This is a genomic window from Pseudomonas sp. CFBP13509 (assembly GCF_005233485.1).
Classification (GTDB): domain Bacteria; phylum Pseudomonadota; class Gammaproteobacteria; order Pseudomonadales; family Pseudomonadaceae; genus Aquipseudomonas; species Aquipseudomonas marginalis.
Map to the genome: position 1 here is coordinate 140,896 of NZ_QGAA01000008.1, position 18,042 is coordinate 158,937.

General features: G+C 62.2%; 18 protein-coding genes. 9 read left to right on the top strand and 9 right to left on the bottom strand.

Features of this window, described 5'->3' with window-relative positions:
- Positions 1 to 24: 24 nt before the first annotated feature.
- The 3 genes from PspCFBP13509_RS15335 (at position 25) to PspCFBP13509_RS15345 (ending at position 3,427) form a co-directional block, all read left to right on the top strand.
- Positions 25 to 1,632, top strand: coding sequence for a bifunctional 3-(3-hydroxy-phenyl)propionate/3-hydroxycinnamic acid hydroxylase (locus tag PspCFBP13509_RS15335; protein WP_137212277.1), 1,608 nt, complete (start codon positions 25 to 27; stop codon positions 1,630 to 1,632).
- Positions 1,629 to 2,408 (top strand): 2-keto-4-pentenoate hydratase, encoded by a 780-nt coding sequence (locus PspCFBP13509_RS15340; RefSeq protein WP_137212278.1) that lies wholly within the window; start codon positions 1,629 to 1,631, stop codon positions 2,406 to 2,408. The genes PspCFBP13509_RS15335 and PspCFBP13509_RS15340 overlap by 4 nt, the downstream gene beginning before the upstream one ends.
- A gap of 77 nt (positions 2,409 to 2,485) precedes the next feature.
- Positions 2,486 to 3,427, top strand: coding sequence for a helix-turn-helix domain-containing protein (locus PspCFBP13509_RS15345; protein WP_137212279.1), 942 nt, complete (start codon positions 2,486 to 2,488; stop codon positions 3,425 to 3,427).
- A 12-nt stretch (positions 3,428 to 3,439) separates the two neighbouring features.
- Here PspCFBP13509_RS15345 and PspCFBP13509_RS15350 read toward each other — a convergent pair whose 3' ends face one another.
- From PspCFBP13509_RS15350 to PspCFBP13509_RS15375, 6 genes are all read right to left on the bottom strand, one after another.
- Positions 3,440 to 4,360 carry an ABC transporter six-transmembrane domain-containing protein gene (locus PspCFBP13509_RS15350; RefSeq protein ID WP_065927439.1) on the bottom strand — a complete coding sequence of 307 codons (921 nt, stop codon included), beginning with the start codon at positions 4,358 to 4,360 and terminating at the stop codon, positions 3,440 to 3,442.
- Positions 4,333 to 4,731 carry a hypothetical protein gene (locus tag PspCFBP13509_RS15355; RefSeq protein WP_065927440.1) on the bottom strand — a complete coding sequence of 133 codons (399 nt, stop codon included), beginning with the start codon at positions 4,729 to 4,731 and terminating at the stop codon, positions 4,333 to 4,335. Before PspCFBP13509_RS15355 ends, PspCFBP13509_RS15350 begins: the two co-directional genes overlap by 28 nt.
- 19 nt (positions 4,732 to 4,750) lie before the next feature.
- The gene (locus tag PspCFBP13509_RS15360) at positions 4,751 to 4,951 is read right to left on the bottom strand and encodes a hypothetical protein (RefSeq protein WP_065927441.1); all 201 of its coding nucleotides are present in this window, start codon (positions 4,949 to 4,951) and stop codon (positions 4,751 to 4,753) included.
- 17 nt (positions 4,952 to 4,968) lie between these two features.
- The gene (locus PspCFBP13509_RS15365; RefSeq protein WP_065946943.1) at positions 4,969 to 6,045 is read right to left on the bottom strand and encodes an ATP-binding protein; all 1,077 of its coding nucleotides are present in this window, start codon (positions 6,043 to 6,045) and stop codon (positions 4,969 to 4,971) included.
- Positions 6,042 to 6,788 carry a response regulator gene (locus PspCFBP13509_RS15370; protein WP_065927443.1) on the bottom strand — a complete coding sequence of 249 codons (747 nt, stop codon included), beginning with the start codon at positions 6,786 to 6,788 and terminating at the stop codon, positions 6,042 to 6,044. Before PspCFBP13509_RS15370 ends, PspCFBP13509_RS15365 begins: the two co-directional genes overlap by 4 nt.
- A 146-nt stretch (positions 6,789 to 6,934) precedes the next feature.
- Entirely contained in the window at positions 6,935 to 7,762 is an 828-nt protein-coding gene (locus tag PspCFBP13509_RS15375) for an AraC family transcriptional regulator (protein WP_065927444.1), read from the bottom strand.
- Positions 7,763 to 7,948: 186 nt separating this feature from the next.
- Between PspCFBP13509_RS15375 and PspCFBP13509_RS15380 the strand changes: the two genes are divergently transcribed.
- From PspCFBP13509_RS15380 to gbdR, 6 genes are all read left to right on the top strand, one after another.
- Positions 7,949 to 9,088, top strand: coding sequence for a tyramine oxidase subunit B (locus PspCFBP13509_RS15380; RefSeq protein WP_065946945.1), 1,140 nt, complete (start codon positions 7,949 to 7,951; stop codon positions 9,086 to 9,088).
- 35 nt (positions 9,089 to 9,123) lie between these two features.
- The gene (locus PspCFBP13509_RS15385; RefSeq protein WP_027606668.1) at positions 9,124 to 9,546 is read left to right on the top strand and encodes a RidA family protein; all 423 of its coding nucleotides are present in this window, start codon (positions 9,124 to 9,126) and stop codon (positions 9,544 to 9,546) included.
- A 57-nt stretch (positions 9,547 to 9,603) separates the two neighbouring features.
- Positions 9,604 to 10,896 carry an NAD(P)/FAD-dependent oxidoreductase gene (locus PspCFBP13509_RS15390; protein WP_065927446.1) on the top strand — a complete coding sequence of 431 codons (1,293 nt, stop codon included), beginning with the start codon at positions 9,604 to 9,606 and terminating at the stop codon, positions 10,894 to 10,896.
- 12 nt (positions 10,897 to 10,908) lie between these two features.
- Positions 10,909 to 11,757: an alpha/beta fold hydrolase gene (locus PspCFBP13509_RS15395; protein ID WP_065927447.1), complete on the top strand. Its 849-nt coding sequence runs from the start codon at positions 10,909 to 10,911 to the stop codon at positions 11,755 to 11,757.
- Between the two features lie 164 nt (positions 11,758 to 11,921).
- On the top strand, positions 11,922 to 13,331 hold the full coding sequence (gabP, locus tag PspCFBP13509_RS15400; RefSeq protein ID WP_065941630.1) for a GABA permease: 1,410 nt from the start codon (positions 11,922 to 11,924) through the stop codon (positions 13,329 to 13,331).
- Positions 13,328 to 14,407 (top strand): choline metabolism transcriptional regulator GbdR, encoded by a 1,080-nt coding sequence (gene gbdR, locus PspCFBP13509_RS15405; RefSeq protein ID WP_065946948.1) that lies wholly within the window; start codon positions 13,328 to 13,330, stop codon positions 14,405 to 14,407. The genes gabP and gbdR overlap by 4 nt, the downstream gene beginning before the upstream one ends.
- A 67-nt stretch (positions 14,408 to 14,474) precedes the next feature.
- On the opposite strand, the gene PspCFBP13509_RS15410 is transcribed toward gbdR, so the two are convergent.
- From PspCFBP13509_RS15410 to PspCFBP13509_RS15420, 3 genes are all read right to left on the bottom strand, one after another.
- Positions 14,475 to 15,983: an amino acid ABC transporter permease/ATP-binding protein gene (locus PspCFBP13509_RS15410; RefSeq protein ID WP_065927450.1), complete on the bottom strand. Its 1,509-nt coding sequence runs from the start codon at positions 15,981 to 15,983 to the stop codon at positions 14,475 to 14,477.
- A 106-nt stretch (positions 15,984 to 16,089) separates the two neighbouring features.
- Positions 16,090 to 16,893, bottom strand: a complete 804-nt coding sequence (locus PspCFBP13509_RS15415; protein ID WP_137212336.1) for an ABC transporter substrate-binding protein — start codon at positions 16,891 to 16,893, stop codon at positions 16,090 to 16,092.
- Between the two features lie 77 nt (positions 16,894 to 16,970).
- Entirely contained in the window at positions 16,971 to 18,038 is a 1,068-nt protein-coding gene (locus tag PspCFBP13509_RS15420) for an isopenicillin N synthase family dioxygenase (protein WP_065927451.1), read from the bottom strand.
- Between the last annotated feature and the right edge of the window lie 4 nt (positions 18,039 to 18,042).

The following is an 18,042-nucleotide window of genomic DNA, read 5'->3' on the forward strand; positions in this document are numbered from 1 at the left end:
ACAACAAGAAAGCGGTGAACAGCGATGAAGCAGGAGAAGACCCAGGTTGTGATTGTCGGGGGCGGGCCCAATGGGATCACGGCCGCGCACTATATGGGGATGTACGGTATCGACTGCGTCGTCCTTGAGCTTGCCGACTGCATACTGCCTTACCCACGCGCGGTGGGCATGGATGATGAAGCGCTGCGCGTGTTGCAGGCCATCGGCATCGCCGAATTGGCAGTACGTGACATGATCTGCGATGTGCCGCTGCGTTATTACAACGCGCGGGGCGTGTGTTTTGCCGAGGTCAAGCCAAGTGCCGCGCAGTACGGCTGGCCGATGCGCAACATCTTCATGCAGCAGTTGCTCGAAGGCACGCTGCGCGAAACCCTGGGGCAGCGCAGCACTGTGGTGTTGCGCCAGGGCCATGAAATGCTGGAGCTGGAACAGGATGGGGAGGGCGTGACCTTGCAGGTCCGCGATGCCCAGGGCGAGGTCTATCAGCTGAGCGCCGATTACGTGATCGGCGCCGACGGCGGGCGCTCCACCGTACGCAAAAAGCTGGGCGTCGAACTGCTGGGGTTGACCCATGCGCGCAAATGGGTGGTGGTCGATACCGCCAATGACACCCTGGATGCGCCTTACACCGCCCTGCACGCCGACCCGCAGCGGCCCTTCGTGTGCATTTACCTGCCGTACCAGCAGCGGCGCTGGGAGTTCATGCTGATGGAGGGCGAGGACGAGGCGAAGATGTGTGACGAGAACACCATTCGCGACCTGATCCGTGGGCATATCGGCGACGCCGTGGACGCGCTGAATATCATCCGTATCCGCGCCTACACCCACCATTCGCGCGTGGCGGCGCGGTTTGTCCAGGGGCGTGTGGCACTGGTCGGCGATGCCGCGCATATATCGCCACCCTGGGCCGGGCAGGGCCTTAATTCCGGGTTGCGCGACGTGGCCAACGTGGCCTGGAAACTGGCCGCGATCATCCAGGGGCGTGCGGCCCATGGGATCCTTGCCAGCTACGACCAGGAACGTCGCGGACACGCCACCGAACTGGTGGCCCTGGCCGACAATATGGGCACGGTACTGGGGCTGACCAACCCGTTGATGGCCGGCGTGCGTGACTGGTTGTTCCAGGCGGTGAACAGCGTCGATAACCTGCGTTCGCACCTGCTGGAGTTCAAGTTCAAACCCAAGGCCACCCTCACCAAAGGGCTGGTCTATCACGAACGTGCCGAACTGCGTGAAGACGACCTGGTGGGCCAGCTGTTTGTGCAGCCGTTTATCGAAGACGCCCAGGGCCAGCGTCGGCGCCTGGATGACGTGCTGGGCAATTCCTATGCGGTGCTGGGTTACCGGGTCAATCCCCTTGAGCCACTGAGCGAAGACATGGCAAGGTTCTGGGCGCGCTGGGACACGCGCTTTATCCAGGTCAATCGCTCGCGCAGCGGCCTGGGCCGCCACCAGCCCTTGACGGCGACGGACGCCATCAGCGTGGAGGATGTGGATAACCGCCTCGGCGAATGGTTCTCCAGGGTGCGCGATTGCATCGTCGTGGTGCGTCCTGACCGGTTTGTTGCCGCCATCACCACGCCGGAGCGGCTTGACGCGGTATTACGCAAGTTAGCGGGGCAACTGTCATGAGCATCGATACGGGCGTATTGAGCCAGTTAGACCAGGCCATGCGTACGGTGCAAGCGATTGCGCCACTGGCCCCCGAGGCGTTGGACCTGCGCGGCGGCTACGCACTGCAACGCCAGGCGCTGGATGCGCGCCTGGCGGCGGGCGAACAGTTCAGCGGTTGGAAAATCGCCTTCGCCGGCAGCGCCGCGCAACGGCGCTTCGGCATTGACGAACCGGTGTATGGCGGCCTGACCGACGCGATGTGCGTGCAGCCGAACACGGCGGTGGCGCTGTCGCGGTTGATCCAGCCCAAGCTGGAGATCGAAGTGGCGATTGTGCTGGGTCGCAGCCTGGCGCCAGGTGACTACAGCGATGAGGAGATCCTGGCCGCAATTGCCGAGGTGGCACCCGCGTTCGAGATTGCCGACTGCCGTTGGCAGGAGTGGACGTTCGGGGTAGGGGCCTTTCTGGCCGACAACGCGGCAGCGGGCCTGTATTGCCTGGGCCCCAGAACCGTTTTCGACCCTGTTGAACATGCCAACGTGACGTTCCGCCTGGAATGCGCAGGCGCGATCTGCGGCGAAGGGGAGACCCAGGGCCGGGAAGATCCACCGCTGGCCAATCTGTGCTGGCTGATACGCCGGCTGCTGGCCGATGGTCAACCGGTGGAGGCCGGGCAGGTGGTGCTGTCTGGCGCGCTGTTGGCGCCGATGAATATCCAGCCCTGCACCTACCGCCTGCAGATGTTTGGCACGGAACTGGCTTTGCTTTTCACTGCGGACACTGCCGCAGTGTGAGCCCTAGCTGCCGTCAAGGATGACTCCAGTCCCCTTCAGGCCGATGACAACAACGGGGCCCCCGAGGAACGACCACCATGCTTGCCGAAGTTCGAACCTTCAATGACCCTCAACTGCACGCCGGTTCCATCCAGGGCTGGCAGCAGGTGTATGACCAACTGGGGCGTGGCAGCCTGACCAGTGAGCTGCGCCAGTTGTCGGCCGAGCGCTTTCAGATCTTCCAGGAAGTATTGGACAAACGCGTGGTGCAGCGCGGCCATGCGCCCAAGGGACGACTGTGCGCGGCCATGTCATTGGGCGGCGAGCCCGTTGTGCAGGGCCAGCAGGTGGGCACCCACAGTGTGGTGCTGTTGCGCGCTTGCGAGGAGTTTGTGCTGCATGCGCCGGAAGGCACGCACTTCTTCGCTTTCAACGTCGACACGGTGCGTTTCGCCAAACTCGCCGCCTTCGAGTTGTCCGGCGACCAGCTCAAGCGCTTGAGCACCCGCTCCCAGCTGTGCGTGGATGACGCGTTACGGCTGCGGATACGCCAGCGTATCTACCCGCTGTTTCGTCACCTTTTGCAACAACCCGAGGCCATCAGTGCAACCGCCGAGAACATGCTCGAAGACGAGTTGCTCAATGCCTTTCTCGACCTGTTCAGCAATGCCACCGACGAAGTGCGTTGCCGGCGCGGCAACTTCGCCGTGAGTGCCTACCTGGTCAAGCGTTGCCAGGAGTTGATCGATGCCAGCGGTGACACACCACTGAGCATTCTCGACCTCTGCGAACACCTGCGGGTCAGCCGACGGACCCTGCAGAACAGTTTCCAGGCGGTGACCGGCATGCGTCCGCTGGAGTACCTGCGCAACCTGCGCCTGAATGCGGTGCGTCGACGCCTGATCGCAACGCCGGCCTGCAGCCAGAACGTCGGTGATGTGGCGGTGGCGATGGGCTTTTTCCACCTGAGCCACTTTGCCGCCCATTACCGCGAGTTGTTTGGCGAATCGCCTTCGCACACCCAGCGGGCGATCGGCTGAATAGACGAAGGGTCAGGCCGCCGTGTCATCCAGTCCCGGGTCCACGCGTTTGCCGATGTCCTTGAGCCGGGCCAATTGGTCGACCACGCTGGGGGCTTCATCCAGGCAACTGACGAACGTCCACAGGTACGTCATCACCGCATAGATATGGCCGGCCTTCACCGCGGGCGCCAGTGCCAACTGGCTGATGGCGACCACGAACAGCAAGGCCGCAAGGATGCCGATGGTGAGGAAGGCAACCGCCTCACGGTCCGACAGCCCGATACGCAGCCGCGACAGCACCTGATAGTGGCGGCGCAGCGTGGGGGCGCCGACCTTTTCCACCAGGCTGATTTCCTTTTCCAGGCGGTTGTTCAGCCGCTCATGCAAGCGCTGGTTGCGCCGTGCAAAGCCAGGCACCACCACCAGGCACAGGCCCAGCGCCACCAGGCACGCCAGGCCGACCCAGGGTTCGATCACCAGCAACATGGCCGCCGCGCCGATGATCGAGACCAGCGCCGTCGCAATGGTGGGCACGTGTTTTTCGAAGAAATCGACGAACTCCCGTGCCAGTACCACCCGCGCGGCGGACGTTGAGGTGCTGTGGCGTTGCAGGCGCTGGTTAAGAATCACCGGCACGGCAAGGTCGGCGTAGATACGCGTAAAGGTGCGGGTGTCCAGGGCCCGTCGGGCGGCGCCCACCACCCAGAACCCGAGGACCACGGCGGCATAGAGCAGGGCATTACCGGTGTCGCCACGGATAATCGCGTCGACGGCAAACCCCGCAAACAACGGGTAGGCCAGCAGCAGCGCGTTTTCCAGCGCCACCAGCGACAGGGTGGCGGACAATTTGCCGGGGTAGGCCTTGGCGATCGCCTTGAGTGTCTGGCTGGCGGATTGTTGACCGATTTTGCGGCTCTGCTCGATCAGTAGTGGAGGTGTGACGGAGGGCATGGGCCACCTGGTTTACGCAAAGTAGGGGGGCGGGAACTCAGGGTCCCGGTATAAAGACCGCGGGTGATGTCGAGCAGATAGCGCGTTTCCTCGGTCATCAGTAACAAGTCGATCTGCACTTCTTCGATCACGATTTCCAGGGTGATCAGCAGGCAAATCGCCGGCGCGGTAAATAACCAGTGGTAATAGGACTGGCTGAACAGCGATGCGACAACCCCAAGGACCCACAGTGACAACACCAGGCGTGGCGCCTGTTTCTGCAGGGGAATCCAGAAGCGCTGCAACCGCTTGAGCTTGGCGCTATAGAGCCTTACCGAGTCTTCAAGCAGCGCCACGTCAATCACGTTTCGATCACGATAGTTGAAAGGCATACAGGCAATTCCAGGCTGACTACAAGAGGCGGGTGTGTGGCCTGGTCAAGGCGCGCGCAGGCAGCGCGCGATTCAACCAGGCCAGGTTGACTTCGTTGACTTGCACCCATTCGCCGTTCTGTGGAATCCCTTCGCAGCTCTTGAAAGCAATGCAACGTCCTTGTGCGTCGAGCAAGGCAAAGTGGCGGTACCGATTGACCCTGAAAATACAGAGGCGCATGCCTTCACCTGGGGGGGTTAGATGGCGACCAACTGGTCGGGCCAGCTCAGCTCGAATAAGGTGCCGCCGTTGTCGAGGTTCCGGCAGGTCGCGCGACCTCCATGGGACAGGGCAATCGCGCGTACGACGGCGAGCCCCAGGCCGCTGCCGCCCTGGGCGCGGGAGCGCGAGCTTTCGCCACGCTGGAACGGCTCAAAGATGTGCGTTGCAAACGCTTCTGCGATCCCCGGGCCTTCGTCCGCGACACTCAAGGTATTCAGGCCATCCTGGTTGCCCAGGCGCACCGTGACGTTGCCGGGGGTTGCATGGCGTTTCAGGTTGTCGAGCATGGCCAGCAAGGCTTGGCGAATCCGCGCCGGATCACACTGCACAGGCCGTTCGAGCAGGTCCAGGTGCAGCACGAACCCGCAGGCCTGCAGGCCCGGTTCGAACAGGCAGGCGTCGGCCTTGATCTCCTCGGCCAGGTCGGCACTCTGGATCTGCACTTCGAGGTAGCCGTTGTCCGCCAGGCCCACGACCCGCAGGTCCTCGATCAGGCGCGTCAGGCCTTCCACCTGGCCCAGCAGGCTGTAGAACTGCGCCTGGTCCGGGGTGAACACGCCTTCCGCCAACCCTTGCAGGCGGCCGCGCAGGATGGTCAGCGGGGTGCGCAGTTCATGTGCAATCGCGGCGTTCCAGAACGACTGCTCTTGCGCCATGCGTTTCAAGCGTTGGGCCATGCTGTTGAAGTCATCCACCAGCAAGGTGGCCTCTGCCAGTGAGCGGTCGGACGCCGTCGCCCGGGCATCGAGGTCACCATCGGCGAGCCGGCGAAGGCTGGCCGCGACCGAGTTCAAGGGCATCAGAATGCGCCGGGACAGTTTGATCGCCACCACGGCGCCCACCGCCAGGCTGATGCAGGTGATCAGCGCCATCCAGGCCCACTCCATGCCGGTGGGCAGCCATTCGTCCACGTCCAGATCCGACGGCGGCCAGAACGTCCAGAGCAACGCATAAAACACGTAGGAGCCGACCACGGCCAGGGCTATCACGCAGAGCACCACGGCGGACATCGACACGATGATCTGCCGGCTCAAACTGTTGGCGGTCTTCATGGCTGGCTCCCGAACCGGTAGCCGACCCCACGGATGCTGGCCGGTACGCCCTGGAGGCCGAGGTCTTCGATTTTGCGCCGCAACTTGCTGATATGGCTGTCGACGGTGCGCTCCAGGCTGTCGCTCTCGGGCGAACACAGGGCCAGCAACTCGGCGCGACTGAATACGCGCTTGGGGGCCTTGGCCAGTTGCGCCAACAATCTGAACTCGGTCACCGTCAGGTTGAGCCTGTGCGTGTGGGCACCGACCTGCACGCTGACTTCATGGCTGTCGATGTCGATTTCAAAGGCATTCACCCGCAGCACGCGCTGGTGGGCGCCGTAGCCATGATCGAGGGAGCGACGCAGCACCGCCTGGGTCCTGGCGACGACCTCGGCGGGGTTGAACGGCTTGACGATGTAGTCGTCGGCACCGATGCGCAGGCCCATGAGTTTGTCCATGTCCTGGTCCTGGGCGGTCAGCATGATCACCGGTGTGGTGCCTCGGTGACGGATCTCGGCCAGGACCATCCAGCCATCCAGCTTCGGCATCAGCACGTCCAGCAGTACCAGGTCGGGCTTGAGCGATTGATGCAGTTCAAGGGCGCGGCGCCCATCCAGGGCATGGGCGGTCTGGAAGCCGCTGCGCTTGAGATAGGCCGCGAGGATGTCGGCGATTTCCGGCTCGTCTTCGGCGATCAGTACCAACGCCTGGCGTGGGGCCGCGAGGTCCGTCGGTGTCGATACAGGGTGTGATTCAGTCATGGTCGGCTCGGTCGTGCTGTTCGGTCATCGCAGTATGGCGAATTACCATGGGGCGACGAAGGCTACTGTGCACCACGAGCATGCGCTTTCATGGGAGGTTTTATGGAGAAACGATGGAGACGCGGGTTTATTCGCAAACAGCGTGATCAGGCGTAGCTGATCCTGTCGCTGTAGGCGTTTTGCGTCATGGTGCGCTGGTAGTCGCAGGGGGTGGTGCTGACCAGTTTCTTGAAGTCGCGCAGGAAGTGGGATTGGTCGGAAAACCCCAGGTCGAGGGCCAACTGCGAAAACGATACATCGTGCTGGGTATTGAGGGTGTCCAGGGCCGCCTGGCAGCGGATGATCCGGCAAAACGCCTTGGGTGACATGCCGGTATCCTGGTTGAACTGGCGGTGCAGGGTCCGGCTGGTGTAGCCGCTGAGGTCTTCGAGTTGCTGGATGCGGATATCGCCGCGATGGTGCAGCGCCTGCTGGATGATCATGGCGGTGAGTCGTGACGTCTTGCCCATCAGGCGCGGGGTCAGGTAGTCGTTGAACAGCCGCATCTGGTCGCCCAGCAGCGGTGCCTGGACGATGCTTTCGAAGAGGCGTTGGGCGAACTCGGAGACTTCCAGCAGATCGAGCTCCCGCTCGGTCAACTCTTCGGCCAGTACATTGACGAAGCCGGGGATCACACCCGGCGAAAAGCGCACGCCGAAATAGTGGTGGTGCTGGTGCAGCTCGACCGCCTGGGCCACCAGCGGGGTGCCGCAGATGCGCGCAGTCGGCCGCGTCGCATCACAGTCGAACAGGATATCCACGCAGCCATCCGGCACGGCCAGCAGGTTGGTCGATTGCGCCACATCGAAGGCATAGAAATGCGAGATCGCCGGGTGCGCGGACGGCATCACTGAATAGCGTGAAGAGTTGAGCACGAACCAGGGTTGTTCGTTCGCGGTGTGGAGCCGGGGAGTCGGCACACTCGGTTTGATCATGGTTGCTCCTTGGGCAGGCAGCGCCAGGGGAAAATCAACGCATTAATCGCGCCAACTATCGTCATACCCGACTGGGCGGCATGTCCGAAATTTACAATACCGCCGCCATCCCCCGCCCGATACTCGATCTCGACAGCGTGGAGCTGCGCCTACCGCAGCGATATCACCTTCAGCCCGAGAATAACTATGTCTACAACTACAAAAATCGATTTTATCTACCTCTCCGAGCAGGACATGATCCGCGCGGGTGTGACCGACATGCTGGCCTGCGTGAACACCATGGAGGAAATGTTCGGCCTGCTGTATGCCGGTGACTACCGCATGGCCGGCCCGAACAATGATTCCCATGGCGCGATGGTGATTTTCCCGCATGATTCGCCGTTCCCGAACATGCCCAAGCCCACCGCGGATCGGCGCATGATGGCCATGCCGGCCTACCTGGGCGGCAGCTTCTGCACCGCCGGGGTGAAATGGTACGGCTCCAATATCGCCAACCGCGAAAAAGGCCTGCCGCGTTCGATCCTGATGTTCACCCTGAACGACCCCGACACCGGCGCGCCGTTGGCCCATATGTCGGCCAACCTGCTGTCGGCGTACCGCACCGGTGCGATCCCCGGCGTGGGCGCACGCCACCTGGCGCGCAAGGACTCGAAAGTCGTCGGCCTGCTTGGCCCTGGCGTGATGGGCAAGACCACCCTGGCGGCCTTCATCGCGGTGTGCCCGCATATCGACACCCTGAAGATCAAGGGCCGTGGCCAGCAGAGCCTCGACAACTTTATCGCGTGGGTCGAACAGACGTATCCGCAGATCACCACGATAGAAGTGGTCGACACCCTCGAAGCGGTGGTCCGCGACTCGGACCTTGTTACTTATTGTAGCTCCGGTGCCACGGGCGACCCCTCGATCTACCCAATTGTGCGGCGTGAGTGGGTCAAGCCAGGTGCCTTCCTCGCGATGCCGGCGTCTTGCTCCCTCGACGCGGGAATGGAGCAGCCCGACGTACGCAAGGTGCTCGACAACACCGGTCTGTACCAGGCCTGGTTCGAGGAATTGCCCAAGCCTGCGCATCACAACGTGCCGGTCATTGGCGTGCGCTTCATGGACATGATTGCCGAAGGCAAGATGCAGCTCGATGACGTCGAAGACATCGGCAAGATCATCGCCGGGGCCGCGCCTGGCCGCAGGAACGATGAGGAAATCATCATCATGTCGGTGGGCGGCATGCCCGTCGAAGACGTGGCCTGGGGCACGGTGGTGTACCGCAACGCCGTCAAGCACGGCATCGGCGTGACCTTGAACCTGTGGGAAACCCCGGAGCTGCGCTGAGCCGTAGCTTCATTCACTTTGACGAGGCATTCGACATGACAAAAATCACCAAGCTCAAGACCGGTTCACCGTTCGAAGACCAGGCCAGCTATTCGCGTCTGGTGTGCGTGGACAACTGGATCTACGTGTCCAACACCGCCGGCCGCAACCCCCAGACCAAGCTGATCCCGGAGGATGTCCTGGAACAGGCGCACCAGGTGTTCGCCAACATCGAATCGGCCCTCAAGGCTGTCGATTCGAGCCTGGCCGACGTGGTGTGTTCGCGGGTGTTCATCCAGGACCCCAAGGACGTGCCGGCGGTGATGGGCCTGATCGGCGAGAAGTTTCGCGGCGTCGACCCGGCCAGCACCGTGACCTGCCCGCCACTGGGCTCGACGGTCTACAAGGTAGAGCTGGAAGTGACGGCGTATCGCAACGCGTCGAAGGCGCAGGTCGACCTCATTCGCCTGTCGCAATAATCGTCACGCGGCCATGCACAGGCCTGGCCGCCCTTATTCGTTTACCGAGTCCTGACCATGGCACCGACAATAGCGCCCGTGACAACCTCCACCGTGTTTCCCAGCGCGACCGCCGTCGTCATCATTGGCGGCGGGATCATCGGCCTCACGGCTGCGCTGACCTTGGCTGAGCGCAATATCGCCGTGGTGGTCCTGGAAAAAGGCCGGATCGCCGCCGAACAGTCGTCCCGCAACCTGGGTTGGGTGCGCAAGACCAGCCGCCACGCGGCCGACATCCCGCTGGCCCTGGCCGCCGACCGCTTGTGGGCGCAGATGCCCGAGCGGGTAGGGGCGGATGTGGGGTATCGCCAGGAAGGCATCATGTTTGTCGGGCGCACCCCGGCGCAAATGGCAATGCACGAGGGGTGGCTCAAGTCGGTGGAGCATTTGTCGCTGGATTCACGCCTGCTCAGCAAGCGTGAGATCGACGCGCTGGTGCCAGGCGGCACGGGTGACTGGGCCGGTGGCATCTTTACCCCTTCCGATGCGCGTGCCGAACCGACGCTGGCCAGCAGCGCGATTGCCAGGGCCGCCATGGACAGGGGCGTGGTGATCATCGAGCAATGCGCGGTGCGTACGCTGCAGATGTCCGGCGGCACGGTCAGCGGTGTGGTCACGGAAAAGGGCGAAATCCGTTGTGATCATGTGCTGCTGGCGGGGGGCATGTGGTCGAGGCGCTTTCTGGGCAACCTCGGTGTGGCGTTGCCGACCTTGCCCCTGACCTGCTCGGTGCTGCGTACCCACCCCATGGAGGGGCCGACGCAGATCGCGGTCGGTGCGCCGGACTTTTCGTTTCGCAAGCACCAGGACGGCGGTTTCATTATTACCCAACGGGGTAAGTTGGATGCGTTCCTGACCCTCGACCATCTGCTGCTCGCCAAGCAATACATGCCGCAGTTCCGTGCGCAACGCAGTGTGCTGAACGTGTCGCTGGGCAAGCCGTTCATCAATGACCTGGCCCTGGCGCGGCGTTGGCGCGCCGACAGCGTCAGCCCGTTCGAGCGCGTCAGGGTGCAGGATCCGGCGGCCAACCCGCGCCTCAATAGCGACGCGATGAACAACCTGATGGCGGCCTGGCCGGTGTTTGAACAGGCACGGATCGCCCAGGCCTGGGCCGGCACTATCGACGTGACACCCGATTCCAACCCGGTCATCGGCCCGGTCGCGCAGATTCCGGGGCTGACCGTGGCCACCGGTTTCTCGGGGCACGGCTTCGGTACATCGCCGGCGGCGGGTCATCTCGCCGCGGACCTGGTCAGTGGGCATGCGCCGATCATTGACCCAAGCCCTTATCGCTTCGACCGTTTCTAAAGGAGCAAGCCCATGCCTGCAGACAGCTGTTTCTTCACCAACCGTTCGGGCCTGCGCCTGCACTATTTGCGCTGGGGCGCATCGAGTGGCGTGCCCCTGGTGCTGTTGCACGGCCTGCGCGCCTATGCCCAGACCTGGGAGTCGCTGGTGCAATCCCTGGGGGAGGGCTACTGCATCTATGCCCTCGACCAGCGTGGTCGTGGGTTGAGCGACTGGGCCGAGCCCTCCACGTATCACACCCAATCCTATGTCGAGGACCTTGAGGATCTGATCGCCCATGTCGGCCTGCAGCGTTTTGTCCTGCTCGGGCATTCATTGGGCGGCGCCAACGCCCTCGAGTATGCGCGGCAACATCCGGGACGCTTGCTGGGGTTGCTGATCGAGGACATCGGCCCCGGCTCTTCAACCCAGGGCGATGGCGCCGCACGTATCCGCCGCGAGATGGGCCAGACGCCGTTGCAGTTCGACAATTGGGACGCAGCCCGTGGGTTCTGGAGGGCTTCGCGCCCGGGGTTGTCGGAGCAGGGCCTGGCGTCGAGGCTGGCGCATTCGATGCAGGAACGCGACGGTGTGATTGGCTGGCGCCATGATCAGCAGGGGATTGCCCAGGCCCGCCTGAGTATCGAGCCGACGGACCTGTGGCCAGCGGTGCGTGCGCTGGATTGCCCCAGCCTGTTCATTCGCGGTGGTCGCTCGGACTTCCTGCCGCCGACGACGCTGCAGGCGATGAGGGCCAGCAACCCCCATGTGCGGACGGTGGAGGTCGCCGACGCGAGCCACTATGTGCACGACGATCAGGGCGCGGTGTTCAACGCGCTGATCGCAGGCTTTCTGGCGAACCTTGACCCGCCGAGGCAATGAGCGGCGGCCGCCCGCCAATGTCGATATCAGGCACCGGCGTGCCGCTATGAGGCTATTTTTGCGGCACGCAGGCCGCGTACTGTGACCCGTCATTAAGAAATGATGATCGCCTGACCTTCCAGTCAGTACGTCTTAACGTCGATCACAGAGAATAAAAAACAACGATGAATAGCCTGATTTCCAAGGACTCCAACGGCCAGCTGGCGCAGGGCTTCAAGCCGCGTCATGTCACCATGCTCTCCATTGCAGGCATTATCGGCGCGGGGCTGTTTGTCGGCTCCGGGCACGCCATCGCGGCGGCGGGGCCGGCCGTGATGCTGGCGTATCTGTTTTCCGGCCTGTTGGTGGTGCTGGTCATGCGCATGCTGGGGGAGATGGCGGTGGCCAACCCCGACACCGGCTCATTCTCGACCTACGCCGACCAGGCCATCGGCCGCTGGGCCGGGTTTACGATCGGCTGGCTGTACTGGTGGTTCTGGGTGCTGGTGATTCCCATCGAAGCCCTGGCCGCCGGGCATATCCTCAACCAGTGGTTCCCGCAGATCGACGCTTGGCTGTTCGCCTTGTTGTCGATCTTTTTGTTGGTGGTTACCAATTTGTTCAGCGTCTCCAAGTACGGTGAATTCGAGTTCTGGTTTGCCATGGCCAAGGTGGTGGCGATCATCGGCTTCATCGGCCTGGGAGGCGCGGTGCTGATGGGCTGGATTCCCGAACGGGAGGCCAGCGGCTTGAGTCGCCTGATGGAAGAGCACGGTGGTTTCGCGCCTAACGGTTTGTCGGCGGTGGTCGGGGCATTCATCACCATCATGTTCAGCTTTATCGGCACGGAAGCCGTCACCATCGCGGCTGCCGAGTCCAATAACCCGGCGCAAAATATCGCCCGGGCCACGCGCTCGGTGATGTGGCGCATCGGCGTGTTCTACGTGTTGTCGATCTTCGTGGTGATTTCCGTGGTGCCGTGGAATGACCCGCTGTTGGCGTCGGTAGGCTCTTATCAGCGTGCCCTGGAGCTGATGAACATTCCCCACGCCAAGTTACTGGTGGACGTGGTGGTGTTGATTGCCGTGGCGAGCTGCATGAACTCGTCCATCTACATTGCTTCACGCATGCTGTATTCCCTGGGCAAGCGCGGGGATGCGCCCACGCTGATGAAAAAGACCTCCGCCGCGAGTGTGCCGAGGGCCGCCGTGATCGCCAGCACGATCCTCGGGGCTGGCGTGACCTTGCTCAGTTACTTCATGCCGGCCGGATTGTTCCAGTTTCTGCTGGCCAGCTCGGGCGCCATCGCCTTGCTGGTGTATCTGGTGATCGCCGTGTCGCAACTGCGCATGCGCAAGGTCCTGCAACGCCGCAATGTCACCCTGACGTTCAAGATGTGGCTGTTTCCCTGGCTGACCTGGGTGGTTATCGTCTTCATCTGTTGCGCATTGGCGGTGATGCTGTTGACGCCCGAGCACCGCTTTGAGGTGTCGTCGACCATCGGCCTGGCCTTGCTGATTTCCCTGGTCGGCGTGATCACGGCGCGGCAGCCCGACCGCACCCAAAAATCGATCCCCCTGGCTTCGCGCCCATGAACCCCCGGCCGGTCACCTGTTTGGTATTCGTGCTGCTGGATCAGTTCACCCTGATCTCGTTGGCGTCGGCGGTAGAGCCGCTGCGCATGGCCAACCAACTGGCAGGCCAGGAGTTGTATCGTTGGCACACCGCCAGTGTCGACGGTCATCCTGTGTGGGCCAGCGACGGCATGCCCATCACGCCGGACTGTTCCATAGCCGCTGCGCCCTCTGCGGATATCGTCGTGGTGTGCGGCGGCACGGGTATTCAACACACCCTGAGCGACGAGCTGATGAAGTGGCTGCGGACCCAGGCGCGTTATTCCAAGCGCCTGGGCGGTATTTGTACCGGCAGTTGGGTATTGGCCCGGGCGGGGCTGCTCGACGGGTTTGAATGCAGCGTGCATTGGGAGTGGCTGGCGGCCATGCAGGAAGCCTTTCCACGGGTGAGCCTCAGCGCCAGCGTGTTCACCCTCGACCGCGATCGCCTGACCAGCTCGGGCGGCACTGCGCCCATGGACATGATGCTGCACCTGATCGGGCGTGAGCATGGGCATGAGTTGTCGGCGGCGATTTCGGACATGTTCGTGTACGAGCGCATGCGCAACGAGCAGGACCATCAGCGCGTGCCGCTCAAGCATATGCTCGGCACCCAGCAACCGAAGCTGCAGGAAATCGTCGCGCTGATGGAGGCCAACCTGGAAGAACCGATCGACCTGGATGAATTGGCCGAGTACGTGGCCCTGTCACGCCGGCAGCTTGAGCGCATGTTCCAGAAGTACCTGCACTGTTCGCCCTCGCGCTACTACCTGCGGTTGCGGCTGATCCGCGCGCGCCAGTTGCTCAAGCAAACCCCCATTTCGATCGTGGAGTTGGCCTTGCTCTGCGGGTTTGTGTCCACGCCGCACTTCTCCAAATGCTACCGCGAGTACTTTGGCGTGCCGCCCAGCGACGAGCGCCTGGTGACGGCGGGCGAGCAAGCCGGCATGTTGAGGCCGATGATTCGCGCCGTACCGGTGACGATGCCAATGAGTGCCCTGGAGCAGGCGCGGGGGGAATCTACCTTTGCCAGTGTCCGGCTCAAGGCCAGGCGCTGAGAGTAAGGTGAGTGGCGCTGATCAGCGACGCTTGCGTTTCGAATTTCAGGCCCCACTCACGCTGGCTTCAAACCCGCATGAACGCCTTGATTCTCTCGCCGCACTGATCGGCACGAATCATCCCAGGCGCCGCATCCAGCGCAACCAGGCCGTCCTCCATGAAAATCACCCGGTCGGAAATGGACAGGGCGAAGTCCATCTCGTGAGTCACGATCAGCATGGTCATGCCTTCTTTGGCCAGGTCGCCGATGACCTTGAGCACGTCGCCTACCAGTTCCGGGTCAAGGGCTGACGTCGGCTCATCAAACAGCATGATATGTGGATCCATGGCCAATGCGCGGGCGATTGCCACGCGTTGTTGCTGCCCCCCAGACAACTGATGCGGATACTTGTGCGCGTGAGCCAGCAGTCCGACCTTGTCCAGCAGGGCGTAGGCGCGCTGCTCGCTGATGAGCTTGTCGCGGCCGTGATAGCGCGGCGCGAGGGTGACGTTGTCAAGAATGGTGCGATGGGGAAACAGGTTGAAGCCCTGGAACACCATGCCGATGTGCTGTACCCCACGGCGTACTTGTTGCGTGTTGGTGTTATCACCGGCGTGGATATAGCTTTCGCCGAACAGAATGATCTCGCCTTGGTCGATGCTTTCCAGGGCGTTGACGGTGCGGATCAGCGAGGTTTTTCCCGAGCCCGACGGGCCGATGATGGAAATCACCTGACCCACATTTACATCAAGGTTGATGCCCTTGAGCACAGCGTGCTGGCCGTAGCGCTTGTGAATGTCGACCAGTTGCAGGGCGGGTGCCGAGCCAGGCCCGGAGGTTTTCCGAGCGCTTGCCGAAGGAGGGGCGGGTTGTGATGCGCGTAGGCGCCCCATGCTGGTGTCATCCAGCGTCTGGGGTATGCGGTTGTTGAGTTCCAGGTGGTGCTCCAGCCAATGAAACAACCAGCCGAGCACGGTCACGATCAGCACGTAATACACCGCCACAGCCGAGAGGGTTTCCATCACCAGGAAGTTTTGCGCGTAAAGGCGCTGGCCCACGGTCAACAGTTCGGTCAAGGAAATCACCGAGACCAGCGAGGTCAGTTTCACCACGGTGATGTATTCGTTGATCAGCGTCGGCAGGGAAATGCGGAACGCCTGGGGGATCACGATCAGGCGCTGCAAACCGATCAGGCCGATGCCCAGCGCGCGGCCGGCCTCTTTTTGACCTTTGGCCACGGATATCAAGCCACCACGGTGGATTTCCGCCATATAGGCCGCTTCGGTGACCACCAGGGCCAGCAGGCCGGAATAGAACGGGTTGGACAGGACGCCACGGGTGACCGGGAACATCTGCGGCAGGTTATAGACGAACACCACCAATACCAGCAGCGGCACGCTGCGAAAGAACCAGATATAAATCGACGCCGGCACGCTGATCCAGCGCGCGGCCGAAAGCTTGGCCGAAGCCAGCAGGAAGCCCAGCAGCATGCCGATGAACCAGGCCAGCGTGCTGAGCTCCACCACCGTAATGCAGGCTTTCCAGAAGTCCGAGAGCGAAAACAGAGAAAAAAAGTAAGGCCATTCAAATTGCATGTGTCTCTCCAACTGCTGGCGTCGACACAGGCTTTACCTGGGCCGGGCAGTCAAGCGAAAGCCGCCGACTGTGGGAGCGGCAGCGCTCCCACAGGGCTGCACCGGGTCAGTTAGTCGGTTCTTCGAGGTTGTATTTCTTCAACAGGGCGGTGTATTCACCGGAAGCCTTGCTCGCCTCAAAGGCCTTGAGCAGTGCCTGATAGAGCGCGTCGTTGCCTTTCTTGACGTAAATACCCAGCGTCTGCTGATAGATCGAGTGCTCGGTGCTCACCACGACGCGGCCCTTGGTGCGTTCTGCGATCATGCCGGCGGCGCCGTCGATCTCAACCTGAGCCTGCACATTGCCGGAGAGCAGCGCCTGGGTTACCTCCGGTGCGGATGGGAACTCGCTGACCATAATCGCGCCCTTGTTATTCGGGGTGCAGTAGTCGGTCGAGAGCGTGTTGAACTGCGTCACCCACGTGGTGCCTTTTTCCAGGCCGACTTTCAGGCCGCAGAGGTCTTCCGGTACTTTCGGTTTCAGCGGGCTGTCCTTCAGCACCATGATCGCTGCGCCGGTCTGGGCGTAGGGGATGGTTTGCGCTTGCGTCTGCCGCTGGGGCGTGATGTACATGCCGGAGATGATCGCGTCGTAGTGGCCGGCGTTCAGGCTGAGGATCAGGTTGGAAAACTTGGTGTCGACGAAGTCGGCCTTGAGGTCCAGGTGCTTGGCGAGCAGGTGCGCCAGCTCGGGGTCGGAACCGACGACGTTTTTATGTTCGTCGTATGACTCAAAGGGCGGATAGGTGATTTCCATGCCGATCTTGAGTACGCCGGGCGTCACCGTCGTTGCTGCATGGGCGCCGGCCGCACCAAGGAGTGCGACGGCCAGCAGGGTCAAGCGGACAGCATGATTGATTGGATTGCGCATCATCGATGACTCCACGTCGGTAAAGTAGGGTTGGGCGGGTGGTTAAACAGGGCGGTGTGACCAGGCTGAGGGTTGCATCAGGACGCGTCCTGCGCCTGGCTCTTCAAGTGACCGAAACTCGATGGCTTGCGCGCTTTCTCGTACAGCGTGAGTTCGCCCTGTTCGACTTTGCGGCGCAGGTACTGATAGGTCTGCAACGCTTGGCCGAACATGTGCTCACCGATGGTGATTTCCTGGTAATCCCTAGCGCCTTCAAGAAAAGCGCCTTCAAGAAACTGTGGCAGTGGCTTGATCTGCGTATGGAAGTCGCACGCGTAGAAGAGTGGGAAGGCGTAGCGCTCTTCGCTGACGGTTCGCACTCGGTGAGCCGTAGCGACAAACGTACCCGCGGTCATGACCTCCAGCATGTCGCCGATGTTGACCACAAAGGCACCGTCCACGGGTGGCGCATCAATCCATTGGCCTTGATCGTTCATCACCTCGAGACCTGGCTTGTCGGCAAGCAAAATGGTGAAGCACTCGTAGTCGGTATGCGCACCAATGCCGGGTGCGTCTTGGGCGGCCAGGTCAAAGGGGTAGTGAATCAGGCGCAGTTTCGACGGTGGGCGGGTAACCAGTGCCTCGAAATAGTCCTCTTCCAGGCCTAATGCGAGCGCGAAGCCCTTGAACAGGCGACGCCCCAGCGCAAACACCGCAGCGTAGTACGCTTCGACGGCGGGACGGAAACCCGGCAGGTCCGGCCATTCATTGGCCCCGATCAAGGGGGTCCCGGCCCTGACCAGCGGATCGTCTTCGCCTACTTCAAAACCGATATCGAACGCCTCCTTGTGGTCCGGTTTGCCTTTGGCATAGACCTCTTCGCCTTCAGGCACAAACCCCTTGTGGCTGCGGGAGGTGCCGATGTAATGCTGCATCTTGTACGCAAGGGATTGCGCAAACAGGTCCTTCGCCGCGTGACGCACGCCGTCGATCAACGACGACTCGATGCCGTGGTTCTTGATGTACAGAAAACCCACTGCGCGGGCGGCGTTACCGAGTTCTTCGGCCACTGCCTGGCGCTGTGTGATGTCGTCGCTGTACAGCCCGGCGATGTCCACCAGCGGAATGCGATTGAAGTTGGCGGCCTTTGGCGTTTGGTCAGGCATGAAG